Raw genomic sequence first — 14,717 nt, forward strand, 5'->3', positions numbered from 1 at the left:
TTGACTGCAGTGAGTGAGTCGACCTAGCCCCGGTTGTCCCACACATATAGTCGTCTTATTGGCATTGCAAGAGCAATGTCTGCACACGCCGGTCGGTTGGCCGACAGTGCGGCATCGGATCCGCGGTGGCACGCGTGGGGCGATGACTCTTGTAGGAGGGGGACGAACACTATGGGGGAGGGCTAACGCACGTAGAGCGTATGTAAAGCCCTGTCGGCGATGCTGCCTATGGCGATCAGCGACCCGTGGCGGCATCGCCGACTCTCTCCGATCCCAATGATCTGTGCACTACCGCCCGAGTGTCACGAAGATAAGTCCTGCCCTCGCATTCAGTATTTGGGTGGGGGCCGCGATAGCAATACTGTTCGCATGTGGCTAACATGAACGTGAATGAGAGTCTGAAGGGCGGAAATCATGGGTTTATCAGAGCTCGCCGCGTTTGAAGCGGCATATCAGGTGCTGCAACCGCTCGATGAAGCGAGCCGGCGCCGGGCGCTGCAATGGCTATCTGACGCCTTGGGCGAAAGCAAACCGCTGTCTCGCACGGCAGGTGACCAGACTGTGGTCGCGGCCAGCGAGACCCGAGGCCGTCGGCAGGCAACGCAGCCGCTGAACGGCGCGCGCAGCGGCAAGGCGGTCAAGGAAGCGCCGGGACGGCGCGGACGGCGTCCGGGCAAAGTGAAGTCCGGTGGCGAGCGCAGCTACCGCCGGATGCCTGCGGCCGAGGAGGTTATGGACGCCTACCAGCAGGTCGGAACCGTCAGCGGATTGGCTGAGCACTTTGATGTCCCTGTTTACACGGTGCACAGCTGGGCGCGGCGCCTGCGCGGGCAGGGTTACCAGATCGGCCGGCAGAGCTGAACCAAGACAAACTCACCGCACGGCCGCGGCGTGCCGCCGTGCGGTGAGCAAATAGTGACGCCGTGTTTGATTGGTGTCAAAGTCCGTTGCGGTCGGTTTGACTCTCGCCGGCCGCGACACTGAAAAGGGTGCGGCGGTCAGCAAAGGTGGTTTGATTTCGCCGCAGGTCCCGCTGGATTGGGGAAGATGGTGGACCATTCATCCACTATGGACGATGTGCTGACCACCGTCGTTTTGCCCGTATTGGTTAACAACCAGGCTTGTTGGCGCACGCTGTCTTGCTCAGGGCCGCGCCCTCGGCGCTGAGTAGCGTGAAGGTCAGGACATCATCGCGTCGCTCGGTGAGGCGTGGGGGGACCAGAAAATAGCCACCCACGACGGGAACGGACAGCCGATCGGGCCCGGCCGTCACCCGCACCCAGGTCGCCGGTGAGTTGACGGAGCCGACGAGAAGGTCATCGCGGCCGTTGAGCGAGATTTTGCCGCTCAGCTCCCCGCAAGAACCCACCCCGGTGTAGGTGCGGGACGGGCAACTATGGATTCGCACCGGATTCAGAGTGGATTTGTGGGCGTGGATGCCAGGCTCGGCTGGTGGAGGCGCAAGAGGAGCAGAGCCGAGCCCGCGCACAGGCGTTGTACCAGCGCGATCCCACCTGCCAGCTGCTCGGGATCACCTTGGAGGAGGTCTGTCCGGGCCGGGCGCGGGTGGGCATGACGGTGCAGCCGACCATGGTCAACGGGCATGGAATCGCCCATGGCGGATTTCTGTTCCTCCTCGCCGACGCCGCGTTCGCCTTCGCCAGCAACACCCATGGCCCGGTCGCGCTGGCGCGCAGCGCCGAGGTGACCTTCCTGCTGCCGGTGGCCGCGGGCGAAAGCCTGCTGGCCGAGGCGGTGGAGCGAACCCGCAGCGGGCTCAACGGCATCTACGATGTCACCGTTCGCCGTCCGGACGGCACCGTGATCGCGGAGTTCCGTGGCCACAGCGTGCTGATCACCGAGGCCCAGGCGCGGCGGTTGCTGCCCGCGAAAGCTGACCGGTAGCGCCGCGGTCAGCGGCTTGCGTAGTCGGACCACCAGCGGCGGCCGGATTCGGGCAGGGTGGATATCGGGTCGTAGTAGGTGTGCCGATCGGCTGTCCAGTAGGAGATCCCACGCTCGCGGTCGTATTCGGTGACCTGGTGCACCCAGCGCTTGCCCAGATAGGGCACGTCACAGACGAGTCTCGGGGTGGCGTAGCCGGGTAGGTACCCCATAAGGGAATCCTGAAGCTGCTGAGCCTGCGCGACGGAAAGACGCCAGTGTTCCGCGTTGGGGATCATGTCGCACATGTAGAAGTAGTAGGGCAGGATGCCGGCCTCAGAGTGCAGGGCGAAGCACAGGTCGAGCAGCTCGGCCTGGGTGGCGTTGACCCCTTGCATCAGCACGCCCTGGTTGCGCACATCGCGCACGCCGGCGCCCAGCAGAGCCCGGGCCGCCTGCGCCACCAGCGGTGTGACCGACCGGGCGTGATTGGCGTGGGTGTGCACGGCCAGGTTGACGCCGCGGGCCGTGGCCAGTTTGGCGACCGCGGCCAGCCCGTCGAGGATGTCCGGCTGCAGCCAATGCTGGGGCAGGCCGACCAAAGCCTTGGTGGCCAAGCGGATGTCGCGCACCGAGTCCAGCTCCAGCAGCTGGCGCAGGAACGCCTCCAGCCGCGGCCAGGGCACATTGGCGACGTCGCCGCCGGAGACCACCACATCGCGCACCCCGGGGGTTCGCTTCAGATAGTCCAGCATCAGCTCCTGGCGGCTGCTCGGTTTGAGCACCAGCTTGGCCTTGGTGACCTGGGCGGTGGAGTTGCCGACCAGATCCATCCGGGTGCAGTGCCCGCAGTATTGAGGGCAGGTGGTCACCAGCTCGGCGAGCACCTTGGTCGGGTAGCGGTGGGTGAGCCCCTCCACCACCCACATCTGCGCCTCGTGCAGCGAGTCGCGTGCCGAATGGGGATGGCTGGGCCAGTGCGGATCGCGGTCGGAGCGCACCGGCAGCATGTAGCGGCGGACGGGATCGGCCAGGAATCCCTCGGTGAACCCGTCCGCATCGAGAAAGGTCAACGGCGCCATGGTGTTGAGCATCTGTGGCGGAATGAGCATCGACATCGTGGCGAATCCGCTCAGATCGGCCGCCAGCTCGTCAAAGAAATGCTCGGTGAGCAGGTCGCCCACTACAGCGCGCAATTGCTTGGGGCTCTTCACGCAATGAGCCCGCTGCCATTGCGGGTCGTGCCATTGCGCTTTGGTGACCTCGCGCCAGCCCGGCAGCCGCCGCCAGTCCGGCTCGTGCAGAACCGGGCGGACGTATTGGTACGGCTGCCGAGCCGCGTCGATGTTCATCGCGTCGATGCGCCGTTGGCAAACAGGGTCGCGTACCTGGTGCGCAGCTCACGCTTGAGCACCTTGCCGGTCGGGCCGAGCGGGAAGTCCTCCGGCTTGACGGCGATCTTGACCGCGCCCAGCGTGGCCAGCCCCACCGCGGAGAGCTCCTTGTTGGCCTTCTCCAGAATCGCCTCGCTGGTCCAGTCGGTGGCCCCGGTCTGCAATTGCACCACGGCGATCGGGCGCTGGCCGCCCTCGGCCGCGGGCACCCCGACGACCGAGCAGTCGCGCACGATCTCGGCGCAGTCGGCCAGCAGCACCTCTTCCAGGGTCAGGCTGTAGACCGGCCCGGCCATGGTGTCGATGACATCCACCGTCCTATCCAGATGGTAGAAGTTGCCCTCGGCGTCGCGGCGCGCCACGTCACCGGTGAGCCAGTAGCCGGCAAGCTCGAAACTGCTTGTCAGTCTTGGGTTCTTCCAGTAGCCGGGGGTGCGCGAGGGGGTCTTCACCGCGAGCAGGCCCACCGTGCCGTCGGGCACCTCGTTGCCGTCGTCGTCGAGCACCGCCGCTTTCTCCACGGCCTGCTGCGCCTTGCCTACGCAGCGGTCGTTGCGGGGCGTCTCCGGGGTGGTGATGCCGCCGAACAGCGCCATCCCCATCTCGGTCGAGCCGAGGCCGTCGATGAACTGGGACCCGGGCACCGCAGCTTCGTCGGCGCGATCCTCGGGAAGCAGCCACGCTTTGATCAGCCCGGCCGGGCGCTCGCCGAGGGTCACCAGCCGCCGGATGTGGCCGTAGTGGGCCGAGTCACCGGTGTTGAACCACGAATGCACCTTCGCCGCGCCCTTGACCGGCAGCTCGCCGGTGGCCAGCTCGACGAAACTGCGCGGGAAGGAAGCCAGCATGGTGGGCTGGAAGGCCTCCATGACCGGCTCGACCACCTTGCGCCGCCAGTCGGCCATGGCCACCATGGGCAGGCCCAGCAGGGTGGCGGTCAGGAAGTAGCTCAAACCGCCCGCGTGCGTGTGCGGCATGAGGCACATCAGCTTGTCGTAAGGCTCGGCCGGGAATCGCACCATGCGCGGCTGCTTGCCGTCCCAGAAGGATCTGTGGCTGAGCATTGTTGATTTCGGGGTACCGGTAGTGCCCGACGAGTGGATGAGGGCCACCACATCATCGGGGGCGTGCCGGTACGGGTAGACCTCGGGCAGGCTCGCCGATTCCGCGTCGAAGGCGGCCACCTCGTAGGACAGGGCCAGGAAACGCGGCCGGTTCTGCGGGTCGGCGCGGTAGGCCGACGCTATCCGGGTGGTGTCGTCGGCCACCACGCCCACGACGCCAACGAAATTCAGGTAGCGGACCAGGACATCCGGCCGCATGGCGTCGTTGATCATCGCGGGGATGGCGCCCAGCGCGGAGAGCGCGAGGAAGTGGATCAGTGGTTCCATGCCCTCGGCGACCACGATGCCGACCGGCTCGCCCGGCCTGACCCCGTTGGCCCAGTACCACTTCGCGTAGCGGTCGCGCAGCGCGGCCACCTCGACCAGACTGTGCCCGCGCAGCACGACCTCGCCGCGATGGTCGGTGCTGTGGCTGTAGAGGAAGGGCAGTGTGCGGTTGGGGTTGGCTTTCACCGCGTACTCAAGGAAGTTGCCCGCGCCCAGGTCGGGCTCGATCATGAATTGCTCCCTAACCGCAAGTGGAGCAAGGGGACTGTCGGTCATGCTGTCCCTCCAAGGGAATAGTGGCGGGTAAGGATTTCGGCAGCCACCCGGTGCCCCGAGCGAACCGCGCCTTCCATGAGCCCGAAGAATTCGGTGCTCGTCTCTGTGCCGGCCCAGTGCACGCGCTGGTGCGGGGTGCGCAGGTGTGGCCCGTGCCGTATCCAGTCACCCGGCCCGAAGAGCGCGGCATAGCAACCGTGGCTGTACTCCTCATGGACCCAGTCGGTCACATAGAAGCCGATCGGCGGGGGCAGATCGGGAAACAGGTGGGCGGCATGGGCCACCGCTTCTCCGCGCTGGGTTGGGGTGTTCAGCGCGGAGAAGCGGTGCGCCTGCAGGCCGGTGACGAATCCGGTCAGCACGCCGACACTGCCGTCGGCGGGGGAGTCGTCCACTGTGGACAGCAATGGGCCCTGCGCGCTGACCGACCAGCCGCTGAGCCCCTGAGCGCGCCACAGCGGCCCGGGATAGACCAGATGTACCTTGACCGCGCAGCCGCGGGTGAACTGAGTAGCACGCCGAACCGGCAAAGCCGGGGTGAAGTCGATCGCCTGGGCCAGCAACGGTGGCACGGCAACCACCGCCACGTCGCCGCGAAGCTCACCGGAATCGGTGCACACCACCACTTCGGCCGAGTTCTGCCGGATCGCGCGCACCGCCTCGCCGAGCCGGATCCGGTCGCCGAGGCGGGCCGCCAGTTCTTCGCAGATCTGGTGTGCGCCACCGTAGACGCGGTCCTGCTGGGCGCCGCCCTCAAACGCGTTGAGGTAGCGGGTGCCACCGCCGGAACTGAGGTAGAAAGCCATGTGCAGCACCGATACGTCGGCCGGGTCGGCGGCCATCATCTCGCCGAGGAACAGCGGGAAGAACAGCTGCGAGTCGGGGTGGGTCAGCTTGCGCTGAGCCCATTCCAGCGCGGTCACGGAGTCCAAATAGGAGGCGTTCGGGGTCAGCCAGGGCGCGTCGAGCCGGATCGTCCTGGTCAGTTCGTCCAGCAGCTCGAACATGTCCCCCAGTGCGACCGCGCTCAGCGGCGGAAAGCGGCCCGGCCGGGTCTGGTCGCCGTGCCCCAGCGCGAAACGGCTCTCGCCGGTCATCGTGGTGGGCGTGGTCTTCAGGCCCAGCTCGGCAAGCAGCGCGTTGAGCTCGGTGTGCCGCTCGCCGAGATAAGCCGCCCCGGCGTCCACCCAGCTGCCGGGCGCCACCTCGATGCCGTGGGTCCTGCCGCCCACCCGATCGCGGGCCTCCACCACGCTCACCTGCGCCCCGCCCGCGGCGAGGTCGGTGGCGGCGGTCAACCCGGCCAGGCCGGCCCCGACCACGATGACCCTCATGGCGTGGCGCTCGCTATCCGTCTGGCCAGGGTGCCCGGCGTCGACGCGAGCACGAAGTCGTCGAAGGACAGCTCCACTCCGTACTTGCGTGCGATCGCGCTGAGCACCCGCGTCGCCAGCAGCGAGTCGCCGCCGAGGGCGAAGAAGTCGGACTCGGTGCCGACCTCGCCGGTCTCCAGCACCCTGCGGAAGATGTCGGTTACGCCGTCAACCATCATGGATGGGCCTCCTTGAGTCCACGGCGGTCGACTTTTCCGCTCGTGGTGTAGACAAGTTCGGTCACGATGCGGATGCGGCTGGGAATGAGGTGGGCCGGCACCCTGATGCGCAGGAAATCGATGATGTCGATGTCGAGCTTTGCCGGGGCGTGTGGCCTGGGCACCACGTAGGCCACCAGCGCGGTGTGGTCGGCGACGGTGTACCCGGTGACGGCGACCTCGCTGACCCCGGGATGCGCCGCTATCTGTGCTTCGACCTCCGCCGGATCCACCCGGATGCCACGGATCTTCACCTGGTGATCTATCCGGCCGTCATGCAGCAGCACCCCGCCGGGGCCAACGCTGACGCGGTCGCCGGTGCGGAAGAAACGTCCGGAGTGGACGGTCACGAAGCGGGCGGCGGTGGCGTCGGGCCGCCCCAGATAGCCATCGGCCAGCGAAGGCCCGCCTATCAGCAGCTCGCTTTCTTCGCTGATCAGCTGCATGACATGGGGCAGTGGGCTCCCGATCGGTACCGGGAAAATGGGGCCCGGCAAATCGATGGCGTGAGTAATGAGGGTGGTTTCGGTGCAGCCGTAGGTGTTCAGCAAACGGATCGACGCGGTGGGCAGCTTGGCCCAGTCCGCCAGCCGAGTCGGGTTGACCGCCTCCCCACCGATGATCACCAGCCGGACCATCGGCGGAAGCTCGGCCTGCTCGTCGGTCAGAAAGTGCACCAGCTCATGCCAGAACGCGGTCGGCAGGTTCACCACGGTGATCTGTTCGATGGCGAGCATGCGCAGGAAACGGGGAAACGAGCCGGTATGCGCCTCGCTGTGGAAGACCAGCGTCGCGCCGGCCGTCAGCGTGGGCAGGATCTCCTCGAAACAGGTGTCCCAGTTCAACGAGGCGAATTGCAGCACTCGATCGCCCGGGACGATGTCGAACAGTTCCCGCAGCGACGGCACGGTCGTGCCGATGGCGCGCCGCGAGGTGATCACGGGTTTGGGCTCGCCGGTGGATCCCGAGGTGAACAGGCAATAGGCCGGTGAGTTGGGGGCCGCCCACATCACCCGTCCCGCCTCGGGATCCGCCTGAATTTCCGCGAGCTGAATTGCTTCGATGCCTGGCGGCAGGGCCAGACCTTCTTGTGACGCAAGCACTTTGTTACACCCGGCGGCCGCCAGCATGGCGCGCTGGCGCTCCTCCGGAAAGGCGGGATCGATGGGGCAATAGGCCCCGCCGGCCGCCCAGATTCCGAACAACGCGACAACTGTCCCCGGTGAATGGGTGGCGTAGGTCCCGACCATCCCCGGTAGCGGGCCGAGACGCTGCGCTACGGCCTGGGCGAGCGAGCTGAGCTGAGAGTAGCTGAGCGTCTGTCCATTATGGACAATTGCCAGACGCCCCGGATGCTTCTCAGCAACCTCCGTGAGCTCATCAACCAGGTCGGTCTTAAGCATGGAAGTCATCGTGGCAACGATGACTTCGAAGTCGCTTCAGATCCGATAGGAATCCGCCACGCGCTGGCGCATCCACTCGTCGACGGCGTCCCGATCGACGAGTTCCGCGGCGCACCGGCGCGCAAACCTGCGAACTATGTCGTGAAAGCGATAGCGGTCCGGCCCGTCCTCGATGACCAGATGCACAGTGGTCAGCTCATCGAAAAGCTGCCGCATCCGGCGCACCGAGATGTCCGCCTCCGCCGCGGTGGTCTGCAGGCACAGCGACGAGACGGGATACCGGCCCAGCCGGCCGAAAAGGTGCGCCGCGGCCGGGCTCAGCGACTGGTAGGCGCCGGCCAGCGCGGCGTGCACACTGCGCGGGTCATCGCCCAGCACCGGATCGTCGAGCTGTTCGGCCAGCTCGTCGGCGAACGAGTTCAGCGACTGCCAGGGTCGGGCCGCGAGCTTGCTGCCGGTGAGCCTGATCTCCAAAGGCCATCCGCCGCACCAGTGCACCACCCGGCCGGCCGCGGGATCGCGCAACCGCTCCGGGCCGGCTATCCGCGACAGCAGATCGTAGGTCGCTTCTACGCTCAGCGGCTCGATCCGCAGCGGCTGCACCGCATGGTGGGCCGCCAGCGCTACCAGCCTTCGGCGGCTGGTGGCCACCAACTGGCTTGCGGTCGTCGGGGGTACCAGTGGCAGCAGCTGATTCACCGAGCTGACATCGTCGGCGACGAGGAGAACCCGCTTGCTGCTTATGAGCGTCCGGTAAAGAGCCGCCCTCTCGTCGTCGGTGACCGGGATATCGCCCTTTGCCACGCCAAGCGCGGCAAGCACCACGGCCAGTGCGGTTCCGGCCGGCATCGCCATCCCCGGCGCCCGGCCGTGCAGATCGAGGAAGATTTGCCCGTCCGGGTAGAGGTCGGCGATGGAATGCGCCCAGCGCACCACGAGCGCGGTCTTGCCCAGCCCGCCGAGGCCGGAGACCAGGAGCACCCGCGGCTCATCGGACTGCCGTTTGATCATCCGGGTGAGCGTGGCCAGCTCGCTGTCGCGCCCGGTGAAATGCCCGACGCTGGCGGGCAATTGGGCCGGCCGAAGCTCGGCGACCGGATCGGCCTGCGGCTGATAGACCAGCTCGCCACGCAGGATGGTGGCGTGCAGGTTGCGCAGATCCGCGCACGGGTCGCTGCCGAGTTCCTCGGCGAGCCGTTCCCGAAGGGCCTGATAGGCCTTAAGCGCATCGGCCTGCCGATTGCAGCGGTAGAGGGCAAGCATGAGCTGCCCGGCGAGCCGCTCGCGCAACGGGTTCGCTGACACGGTCGCGGTCAGTTCGCCGACCATCTCGGCATGGTTGCCAACCTCCAGCTCGGCTTCGAACCTCTCCTCGAGCAGGCCCACCCGCTTCTCGCACAGGCGGGTTCGATCCACCTCGATTCCGGGTGCGGAGACCCCGTCGAGCGGTTCGCCTCGCCACAGGCTGAGCGCCTTTCGCAGGTATTGAGCCGTTTCGCCGGGGGACTTGGCGAGACGCCCTTGGCGGGCAAGGTCTTCACACTCGTCCAGGTCGATGGTGGTGCCGGCCGCGTCGAGTTGATAGCCCGGGTGGCGGGTTATCAGGGCCTCGCCGACCTTGCGGCGCAGCGTGGAGATGAGGCCCTGCACCCGCGAACGGGGCGAGGCCGGATGACGGTCTCCCCATAGGCAGTCGATGATCCTCTCGGTAGAGATGACGGTTCCCTTCGACAGCGCAAGCACTGCGAGCAGGTTTCGCTCCAGTGGCGCCAGCGTGATGCTTTCTCCCGATACCCGAACCTCGGTTGGCCCGAGCAGAGATACCTCCAACATCGCAAACCCCAACCACTTACAGCTGATCCGACACACAGGCCACAATGATCTTTCTGCATGTGGCTATGTGATTAATGATTCTGATCGTGGTCTGACGAGGGGTGTTTAAACAAGGCTGCCCAATAACTGTTTGACGGTTGTTCGGGTGGGCTCTAAGCTCCCCAACATGTCTTTGGGAGATGCGGAGCGGCAGGCCGCGCAGGCCCGAGTGCAGCTCAGGGCGCTGGCCCACCCGATGCGGCTGCGGATCCTGTCCCTATTGACCGGTGCCGAAATGACGGCCGCCGAAGTGTCGCGTGAGCTGGCGATGACCCACGCCAACGCCAGCTACCATCTTCGCCACCTGCACGCGGCCGACATCATCGAGGTGGCGGGGGAGGAACGCATCCACGGTGGCATCGCCAAGCGATACCGCTACGACCTTGAGCGCGATCTGGCGCGTCCCGATGTCCCGCCGCCCGCGGACGCCAAGCCGACCCGCGACCATCGGCTTATCTACGCCGCCTTGGCTTCCGAGCTTCAGCGCCGGGGCATGCTCATGCGCCGCCGCATCACCAATCACCTCACCGATGCCGAGCTGTGGGTCGATCCCGAGCAGTGGGCGCAAATCCGCAACCGCATCAGCGACGCCTCCGACGCCCTGCATCGTGCGGCGAAGCCGCCACGCAGCCCGGGAACCATTCGCGTCAACGCCACCATCGCGCTTTTCGAGATGGAGCCAGGCCGATGACACCTCGATCCGATAACCTTGCCCCCTTTCGTTTTTCAGCTTTCCGGTACCTGACAGCAGGCCGTTTCATCACCATGCTGGGCAACGCCGTGGCGCCGATCGCCCTCGCCTTCGCGGTCCTGGATCTGACCGGCTCCGCCCGCGATCTCGGCCTGGTGGTGGGCGCCCGATCGCTGACCAATGTGGCGTTCCTGCTGGTGGGCGGCGTCGTGGCCGACCGTCTTCCGCGCCACCTGGTCATGGTGACCTCGGCCTTGACCGCCGCCTTCACCCAGGGGGCAGTCGCGTTCGTGGTGCTCGATGGCAGCGCGACCGTGCCGTTGCTGATGGGCCTGTCCGCGATCAATGGGATGGTTACCGCCTTCTCCATGCCTGCCTCGGCAGCCCTTGTGCCGCAAACGATCCCGCCCGAGCTGATCCAGCCCGCCAACGCGCTCAACCGGCTGGGCATCAACGCCGCGATGATTCTCGGGGCGTCACTGGGCGGCGTTCTCGTCGCCGCGTTCGGCCCCGGCTGGGGCCTGGCCGTGGACGCCGCGAGCTTTGCCTTGGCCGCATTGGCTTTTTCGCTCATCCGCGTGCCTCGGGTGGCCCCGACCCGTCAGGCGCGCCATCCGCTGCGCGATCTGGTCGAAGGCTGGCGGGAATTCAGCTCGCGCACCTGGCTGTGGACGGTCGTGCTCGGCTTCACCCTGCTCAACTGCGCCCACGCGGCCGCCTTGGGCGTGCTAGGGCCGGTCGTCGCCGACGAGACGATCGGCCGTCAGGCCTGGGGTCTGGTCCTCGCCGCCGAAACCGCGGGCATGGTGCTGGGCGCCGTGATCGCCATCCGGCTGCGGGTCAACCGCTTGCTGCGGCTCGGTGTCATCTGCATGCTGGGCGAGATCCCGCTGGTGGTGGCCATGGCCTACCAGCCCGCGCTGGCCGCTCTCATGCCGGCCGCGCTGATCGCTGGCATCGCCTACGAGCAGTTCGGCGTCGCCTGGGAATCGACGATGCAGCGCTACATTCCCGGCGAGATGCTGGCCCGCGTCTACTCCTACGACGCGCTGGGCTCGTTCCTCGCCATCCCGCTCGGCCAGACCCTCGCCGGTCCAGCCGCGCTGGCCTGGGGCGCCCGCAACACCCTGCTCATCGCGGCGGCGATCAACCTGGCCGGGGTCCTCGTCATGCTGCTGAGCCGAGACGTGCGCACCTTGCCCACCATGCCACCCGAGCCCGACAGCGCCCCCACCCCCACCGCCCCCACCGCCCCCACCGCCCTCACCACCGCAAGCTGACTTCCCTTTGCCGCTGCGCCTCCATTGACGGCCAGATCCCCACCGGCCGCCTTGCCGTCGCTGGGTGTTGGCGTCTCGGCCCCGCCCGCCGCTGTCGCGCCTGGATGGTCGCCCGTCGCTTTGCCGCGCGGGTTGTTGGCGTCCGGGCCGCGCGCCGCTGTCGCGGCTGGATGGTCGCCCGTCGCTTTGCCGCGCGGGTTGTTGGCGTCTGGGCCGCGCCGCTGTTGCGGGTCGCTGAAGACGTCGTTTGCTGCGCCGGGCTTGGGGGGTCTACCGCACCTGCATCTCTGCCTCGCAGTCCTAACGCAGAGATGCAGGTGGCACGGGAGTAGTGGGCAGGGCCTGGTGGAGCAGCGCGGGTGGGCGGGGGAGGGTCCACGGCACATACGTCTCTGCCGCACCCGCAGGGGGCTAGGACTGGTCGGTGACGGTCTCGGCGAAGCGGGCGAGGATGCCGTTCCAGCCGGAGTCGTCGCTGACGGCCGCGTAGGCGGCTTGGCCGGCGACCAGCCGGTCGAGGTAGCGGTGTTCCAGCTCCACCGTGGTCTGGCCCGGCTCCAGCTCGGTGAAGCGGACCTCGATCTCGCTGGCGCGCGCCGGATCGGCGTCGAATTCCCAGTTTCCGTTGATCTGCCAGGTGACCACGAGACGGTGCGGCGGCTCCCAGACCAGGACCCGACCCCAGTCGCATTCGCTGCCGTCCGTGCCGGCCTCGAACCAGCGGCCACCCACCTGAGGCTGCATGACGACATCGGCGAAGTCGGCTTGGCCGATGTGATAACCAGCCGGCCACCAGGTCGCCAGCGATTCGGTGAAGATCTTAAAAGCTCGTTCGGCTGGGGCGCCGACGGTGATTTTGCGTTGGATGGAAGGGATTGTGGTTGTCATCGCTGCTCCTCGTCGAAATCCGTGTCGGCTTCGACCGCCTTCTGAAAAGCGGTGAGCGCATCGCCCCACACCTGATCCAGATAGGCCCGTAAAGCCGCTACCCCATGGGGATTGAGCTGATAGACGCGGCGGGTGCCCTCGGCCCGGTCGACCACGAGGCCGCCCTCCTTGAGCACGCGCAGATGCTGTGACACCGCCGGCCGGCTGACCGGCAGTTGCTGCGCCAGCTCGCCGACCGAATAGGCACGCCGGGCGAGCAACTCAAAGATCGCGCGGCGGGTCGGATCGCCGAGCAGGCCCAGCGCGTCTCCGTAAGTCCCCACGAACCGTAAGTCTAGACTTACGGAGCCGTGGACTTCAAGCCCTCCGCCCGCCGCCGTCTGGCGTTGACGTATTTGGCAAGCGGCTCAACGCCTCTGGCGATGATCGGTCCTAGCACGGCGAGAATGAGCACGTAGGCGGCAGCCAGCGGCCCCAGCTCTGAGTTGACGCCGGCCGCCACGGCCAGCCCGGCGATGACGATGTTGAACTCGCCGTGCGGGGTCAGTGCCGCGCCCGCGCGGAGCCGTCCGGTGATCCCGATTCCGGCACGGCGGGCTGCCCACCAACCTGTCGCCATCTTGGTACCAATCCCGACCACGGCCAGCAGAGCGGCGACCCAAGCCACCGGCGGGAGCAGAGCCGGATCCGTCTGCAGTCCGAAAAAGACGAAGAACACGGCGGCGAACAGGTCGCGCAGCGGGCTGAGCAACTGCCTTGCGGTGTGTGCCAACGGCCCGGACAGGGCGATGCCCATCAAGAAGGCTCCCACGGCCGCGGACACCTGAAGATATTGGGCGACCCCGGCCACCAGCACGGTCAGCCCGAGCACCTTGAGCAGCACCACCTCCTCGCTGGGCGAAGCCACCAGCCGCTCGACCAGCGAACCGAACCGCAACGCGATGGTCAGGATGACGGTTATCGTGGCGGCCGCGATCGCCAGGGTGATCGATCCGGCCAGCAGCCCCGCTCCGGCCAGAACAGCGGTCAGGATGGGCAGATATATGGCCATGGTGAGGTCTTCGAAAACCAGCAGCGAGAGCACTACCGGGACTTCCCGGTTGCCCAGCCAGCCCAGGTCGGCCATGACCTTGGCGGTGATCCCGGACGAGGTCACATAGGTGATGCCACCCATGGCCACGGCCGCCACCGGCCCCCAGCCCAGCAGCAGCGCCACCACCACGCCCGGGGCCGCGTTCATGATGAGGTCGACCAAGCCGGCGGAAGCGTTGTGGCGCAAGGTGCTGACCAACTCGGCGGCCGTGTACTCCAAGCCCAGGGTGAACAGGAGAAGGATGACGCCGATCTCGGCCCCGGTCGCGGTGAACTCCTCGCTCGTGGTCAGCTCCAGCACCCCACCGTGCCCGAAGGCCAGCCCGGCCAGCAGGTAGAGCGGAATCGGGGAGATGCTCCACCGCACCGACAGCGCGCCGAGCATGCCCAGCCCGAAGACGATGGCACCGATCTCGATCAAGATCATGGCGCTATGCATGCCGCGGCGCCCGGTCAGCCGCGAGCGAGGATGTCGGCCACCGCCGACGTGCCTTCCTCGGTGCCCACCGCCACCACTATGTCGCCGGCCACGAACCGGAAGTCCGGTCGCGGGGAGGCGATGACCTCGCTGCCCCGGATGACCGCCACGATCGAGGCGCCCGTGCGCGTGCGCGCCTGGGTGTCGCCGAGCAGCCGCCCGGCAAAGGGCGACCCCTCGGAGACCGGCGTCTGCGAGGTGACCAAACCGGTGGCCTGCTTCTGCAGCCGGGCCAGTCGCTCCACGATCCGGGCCGTGCCCAGCAACTCGGCCAGCCCGTTGGCTTCATCAGCGGTCAACGTCAGCGTGGCCAGCGCGGTGTCGGGGTCATCGCGGTGGTAGACCACCACGTCGCGGCGGCCGGTGTGATGCGAGATGACAGCCGCGTTCTGGCCGCGACTGGTGCGGAACTCGTGGCGCAGCCCGATTCCCGGAAGATCTGTCCGTTCGACATCCACAGCACATGCCCCTCACGCC

General features: G+C 67.3%; 15 protein-coding genes. 4 read left to right on the top strand and 11 right to left on the bottom strand.

Annotated elements, in window-relative coordinates:
* Positions 1–414 precede the first annotated feature (414 nt).
* Positions 415–861 carry a hypothetical protein gene (locus Rhe02_RS06580; RefSeq protein WP_203907173.1) on the top strand — a complete coding sequence of 149 codons (447 nt, stop codon included), beginning with the start codon at positions 415–417 and terminating at the stop codon, positions 859–861.
* 247 nt (positions 862–1,108) lie between these two features.
* Here Rhe02_RS06580 and Rhe02_RS06585 read toward each other — a convergent pair whose 3' ends face one another.
* Positions 1,109–1,408, bottom strand: coding sequence for a hypothetical protein (locus Rhe02_RS06585; RefSeq protein WP_203907174.1), 300 nt, complete (start codon positions 1,406–1,408; stop codon positions 1,109–1,111).
* 44 nt (positions 1,409–1,452) lie between these two features.
* Between Rhe02_RS06585 and paaI the strand changes: the two genes are divergently transcribed.
* Positions 1,453–1,905 (top strand): hydroxyphenylacetyl-CoA thioesterase PaaI, encoded by a 453-nt coding sequence (gene paaI / locus Rhe02_RS06590; RefSeq protein WP_275412596.1) that lies wholly within the window; start codon positions 1,453–1,455, stop codon positions 1,903–1,905.
* 8 nt (positions 1,906–1,913) lie between these two features.
* On the opposite strand, the gene Rhe02_RS06595 is transcribed toward paaI, so the two are convergent.
* The 6 genes from Rhe02_RS06595 to Rhe02_RS06620 are packed head-to-tail and all read right to left on the bottom strand — an operon-like array spanning position 1,914 to position 9,772.
* A complete protein-coding gene (locus Rhe02_RS06595; protein ID WP_203907175.1) occupies positions 1,914–3,236 on the bottom strand; it encodes a KamA family radical SAM protein in 1,323 nt (440 codons plus the stop codon).
* Positions 3,233–4,900 (bottom strand): class I adenylate-forming enzyme family protein, encoded by a 1,668-nt coding sequence (locus tag Rhe02_RS06600; protein ID WP_203907176.1) that lies wholly within the window; start codon positions 4,898–4,900, stop codon positions 3,233–3,235. Before Rhe02_RS06600 ends, Rhe02_RS06595 begins: the two co-directional genes overlap by 4 nt.
* 41 nt (positions 4,901–4,941) lie before the next feature.
* Positions 4,942–6,279, bottom strand: coding sequence for a flavin monoamine oxidase family protein (locus tag Rhe02_RS06605; protein WP_203907177.1), 1,338 nt, complete (start codon positions 6,277–6,279; stop codon positions 4,942–4,944).
* On the bottom strand, positions 6,276–6,497 hold the full coding sequence (locus Rhe02_RS06610; RefSeq protein ID WP_203907178.1) for an acyl carrier protein: 222 nt from the start codon (positions 6,495–6,497) through the stop codon (positions 6,276–6,278). The genes Rhe02_RS06605 and Rhe02_RS06610 overlap by 4 nt, the downstream gene beginning before the upstream one ends.
* The gene (locus Rhe02_RS06615) at positions 6,494–7,948 is read right to left on the bottom strand and encodes an amino acid adenylation domain-containing protein (RefSeq protein WP_203907179.1); all 1,455 of its coding nucleotides are present in this window, start codon (positions 7,946–7,948) and stop codon (positions 6,494–6,496) included. Before Rhe02_RS06615 ends, Rhe02_RS06610 begins: the two co-directional genes overlap by 4 nt.
* A 27-nt stretch (positions 7,949–7,975) precedes the next feature.
* The gene (locus Rhe02_RS06620; protein ID WP_203907180.1) at positions 7,976–9,772 is read right to left on the bottom strand and encodes an AfsR/SARP family transcriptional regulator; all 1,797 of its coding nucleotides are present in this window, start codon (positions 9,770–9,772) and stop codon (positions 7,976–7,978) included.
* Between the two features lie 166 nt (positions 9,773–9,938).
* Between Rhe02_RS06620 and Rhe02_RS06625 the strand changes: the two genes are divergently transcribed.
* Together Rhe02_RS06625 and Rhe02_RS06630 are read left to right on the top strand one after the other, a co-directional pair.
* Positions 9,939–10,502 (top strand): ArsR/SmtB family transcription factor, encoded by a 564-nt coding sequence (locus tag Rhe02_RS06625; protein WP_203907181.1) that lies wholly within the window; start codon positions 9,939–9,941, stop codon positions 10,500–10,502.
* On the top strand, positions 10,499–11,782 hold the full coding sequence (locus tag Rhe02_RS06630) for an MFS transporter (protein WP_203907182.1): 1,284 nt from the start codon (positions 10,499–10,501) through the stop codon (positions 11,780–11,782). Before Rhe02_RS06625 ends, Rhe02_RS06630 begins: the two co-directional genes overlap by 4 nt.
* A gap of 411 nt (positions 11,783–12,193) precedes the next feature.
* On the opposite strand, the gene Rhe02_RS06635 is transcribed toward Rhe02_RS06630, so the two are convergent.
* Genes Rhe02_RS06635 through Rhe02_RS06650 form a run of 4 tightly spaced genes read right to left on the bottom strand, consistent with a single transcriptional unit; the run spans position 12,194 to position 14,698 of the window.
* A complete protein-coding gene (locus Rhe02_RS06635; RefSeq protein ID WP_203907183.1) occupies positions 12,194–12,670 on the bottom strand; it encodes an SRPBCC family protein in 477 nt (158 codons plus the stop codon).
* Positions 12,667–12,993, bottom strand: a complete 327-nt coding sequence (locus Rhe02_RS06640) for an ArsR/SmtB family transcription factor (RefSeq protein WP_203907184.1) — start codon at positions 12,991–12,993, stop codon at positions 12,667–12,669. Before Rhe02_RS06640 ends, Rhe02_RS06635 begins: the two co-directional genes overlap by 4 nt.
* Positions 12,994–13,010: 17 nt before the next feature.
* Positions 13,011–14,201 carry a cation:proton antiporter gene (locus tag Rhe02_RS06645; protein ID WP_203907185.1) on the bottom strand — a complete coding sequence of 397 codons (1,191 nt, stop codon included), beginning with the start codon at positions 14,199–14,201 and terminating at the stop codon, positions 13,011–13,013.
* A gap of 14 nt (positions 14,202–14,215) precedes the next feature.
* Positions 14,216–14,698, bottom strand: a complete 483-nt coding sequence (locus Rhe02_RS06650) for a cation:proton antiporter regulatory subunit (RefSeq protein ID WP_203907186.1) — start codon at positions 14,696–14,698, stop codon at positions 14,216–14,218.
* Between the last annotated feature and the right edge of the window lie 19 nt (positions 14,699–14,717).

Source organism: Rhizocola hellebori (assembly GCF_016862955.1).
In the GTDB taxonomy this organism is placed as follows: domain Bacteria; phylum Actinomycetota; class Actinomycetes; order Mycobacteriales; family Micromonosporaceae; genus Rhizocola; species Rhizocola hellebori.

Excerpts from the sequence above, each read along its gene's own strand:
- Rhe02_RS06580 (WP_203907173.1), top strand. The coding sequence starts at position 415 with ATGGGTTTATCAGAGCTCGCCGCGTTTGAAGCGGCATATCAGGTGCTG.
- Rhe02_RS06595 (WP_203907175.1), bottom strand. The coding sequence starts at position 3,236 with ATGAACATCGACGCGGCTCGGCAGCCGTACCAATACGTCCGCCCGGTT.
- Rhe02_RS06600 (WP_203907176.1), bottom strand. The coding sequence starts at position 4,900 with ATGATCGAGCCCGACCTGGGCGCGGGCAACTTCCTTGAGTACGCGGTG.
- Rhe02_RS06605 (WP_203907177.1), bottom strand. The coding sequence starts at position 6,279 with ATGAGGGTCATCGTGGTCGGGGCCGGCCTGGCCGGGTTGACCGCCGCC.
- Rhe02_RS06610 (WP_203907178.1), bottom strand. The coding sequence starts at position 6,497 with ATGATGGTTGACGGCGTAACCGACATCTTCCGCAGGGTGCTGGAGACC.
- Rhe02_RS06615 (WP_203907179.1), bottom strand. The coding sequence starts at position 7,948 with ATGACTTCCATGCTTAAGACCGACCTGGTTGATGAGCTCACGGAGGTT.
- Rhe02_RS06620 (WP_203907180.1), bottom strand. The coding sequence starts at position 9,772 with ATGTTGGAGGTATCTCTGCTCGGGCCAACCGAGGTTCGGGTATCGGGA.
- Rhe02_RS06625 (WP_203907181.1), top strand. The coding sequence starts at position 9,939 with ATGTCTTTGGGAGATGCGGAGCGGCAGGCCGCGCAGGCCCGAGTGCAG.
- Rhe02_RS06630 (WP_203907182.1), top strand. The coding sequence starts at position 10,499 with ATGACACCTCGATCCGATAACCTTGCCCCCTTTCGTTTTTCAGCTTTC.
- Rhe02_RS06635 (WP_203907183.1), bottom strand. The coding sequence starts at position 12,670 with ATGACAACCACAATCCCTTCCATCCAACGCAAAATCACCGTCGGCGCC.
- Rhe02_RS06645 (WP_203907185.1), bottom strand. The coding sequence starts at position 14,201 with ATGCATAGCGCCATGATCTTGATCGAGATCGGTGCCATCGTCTTCGGG.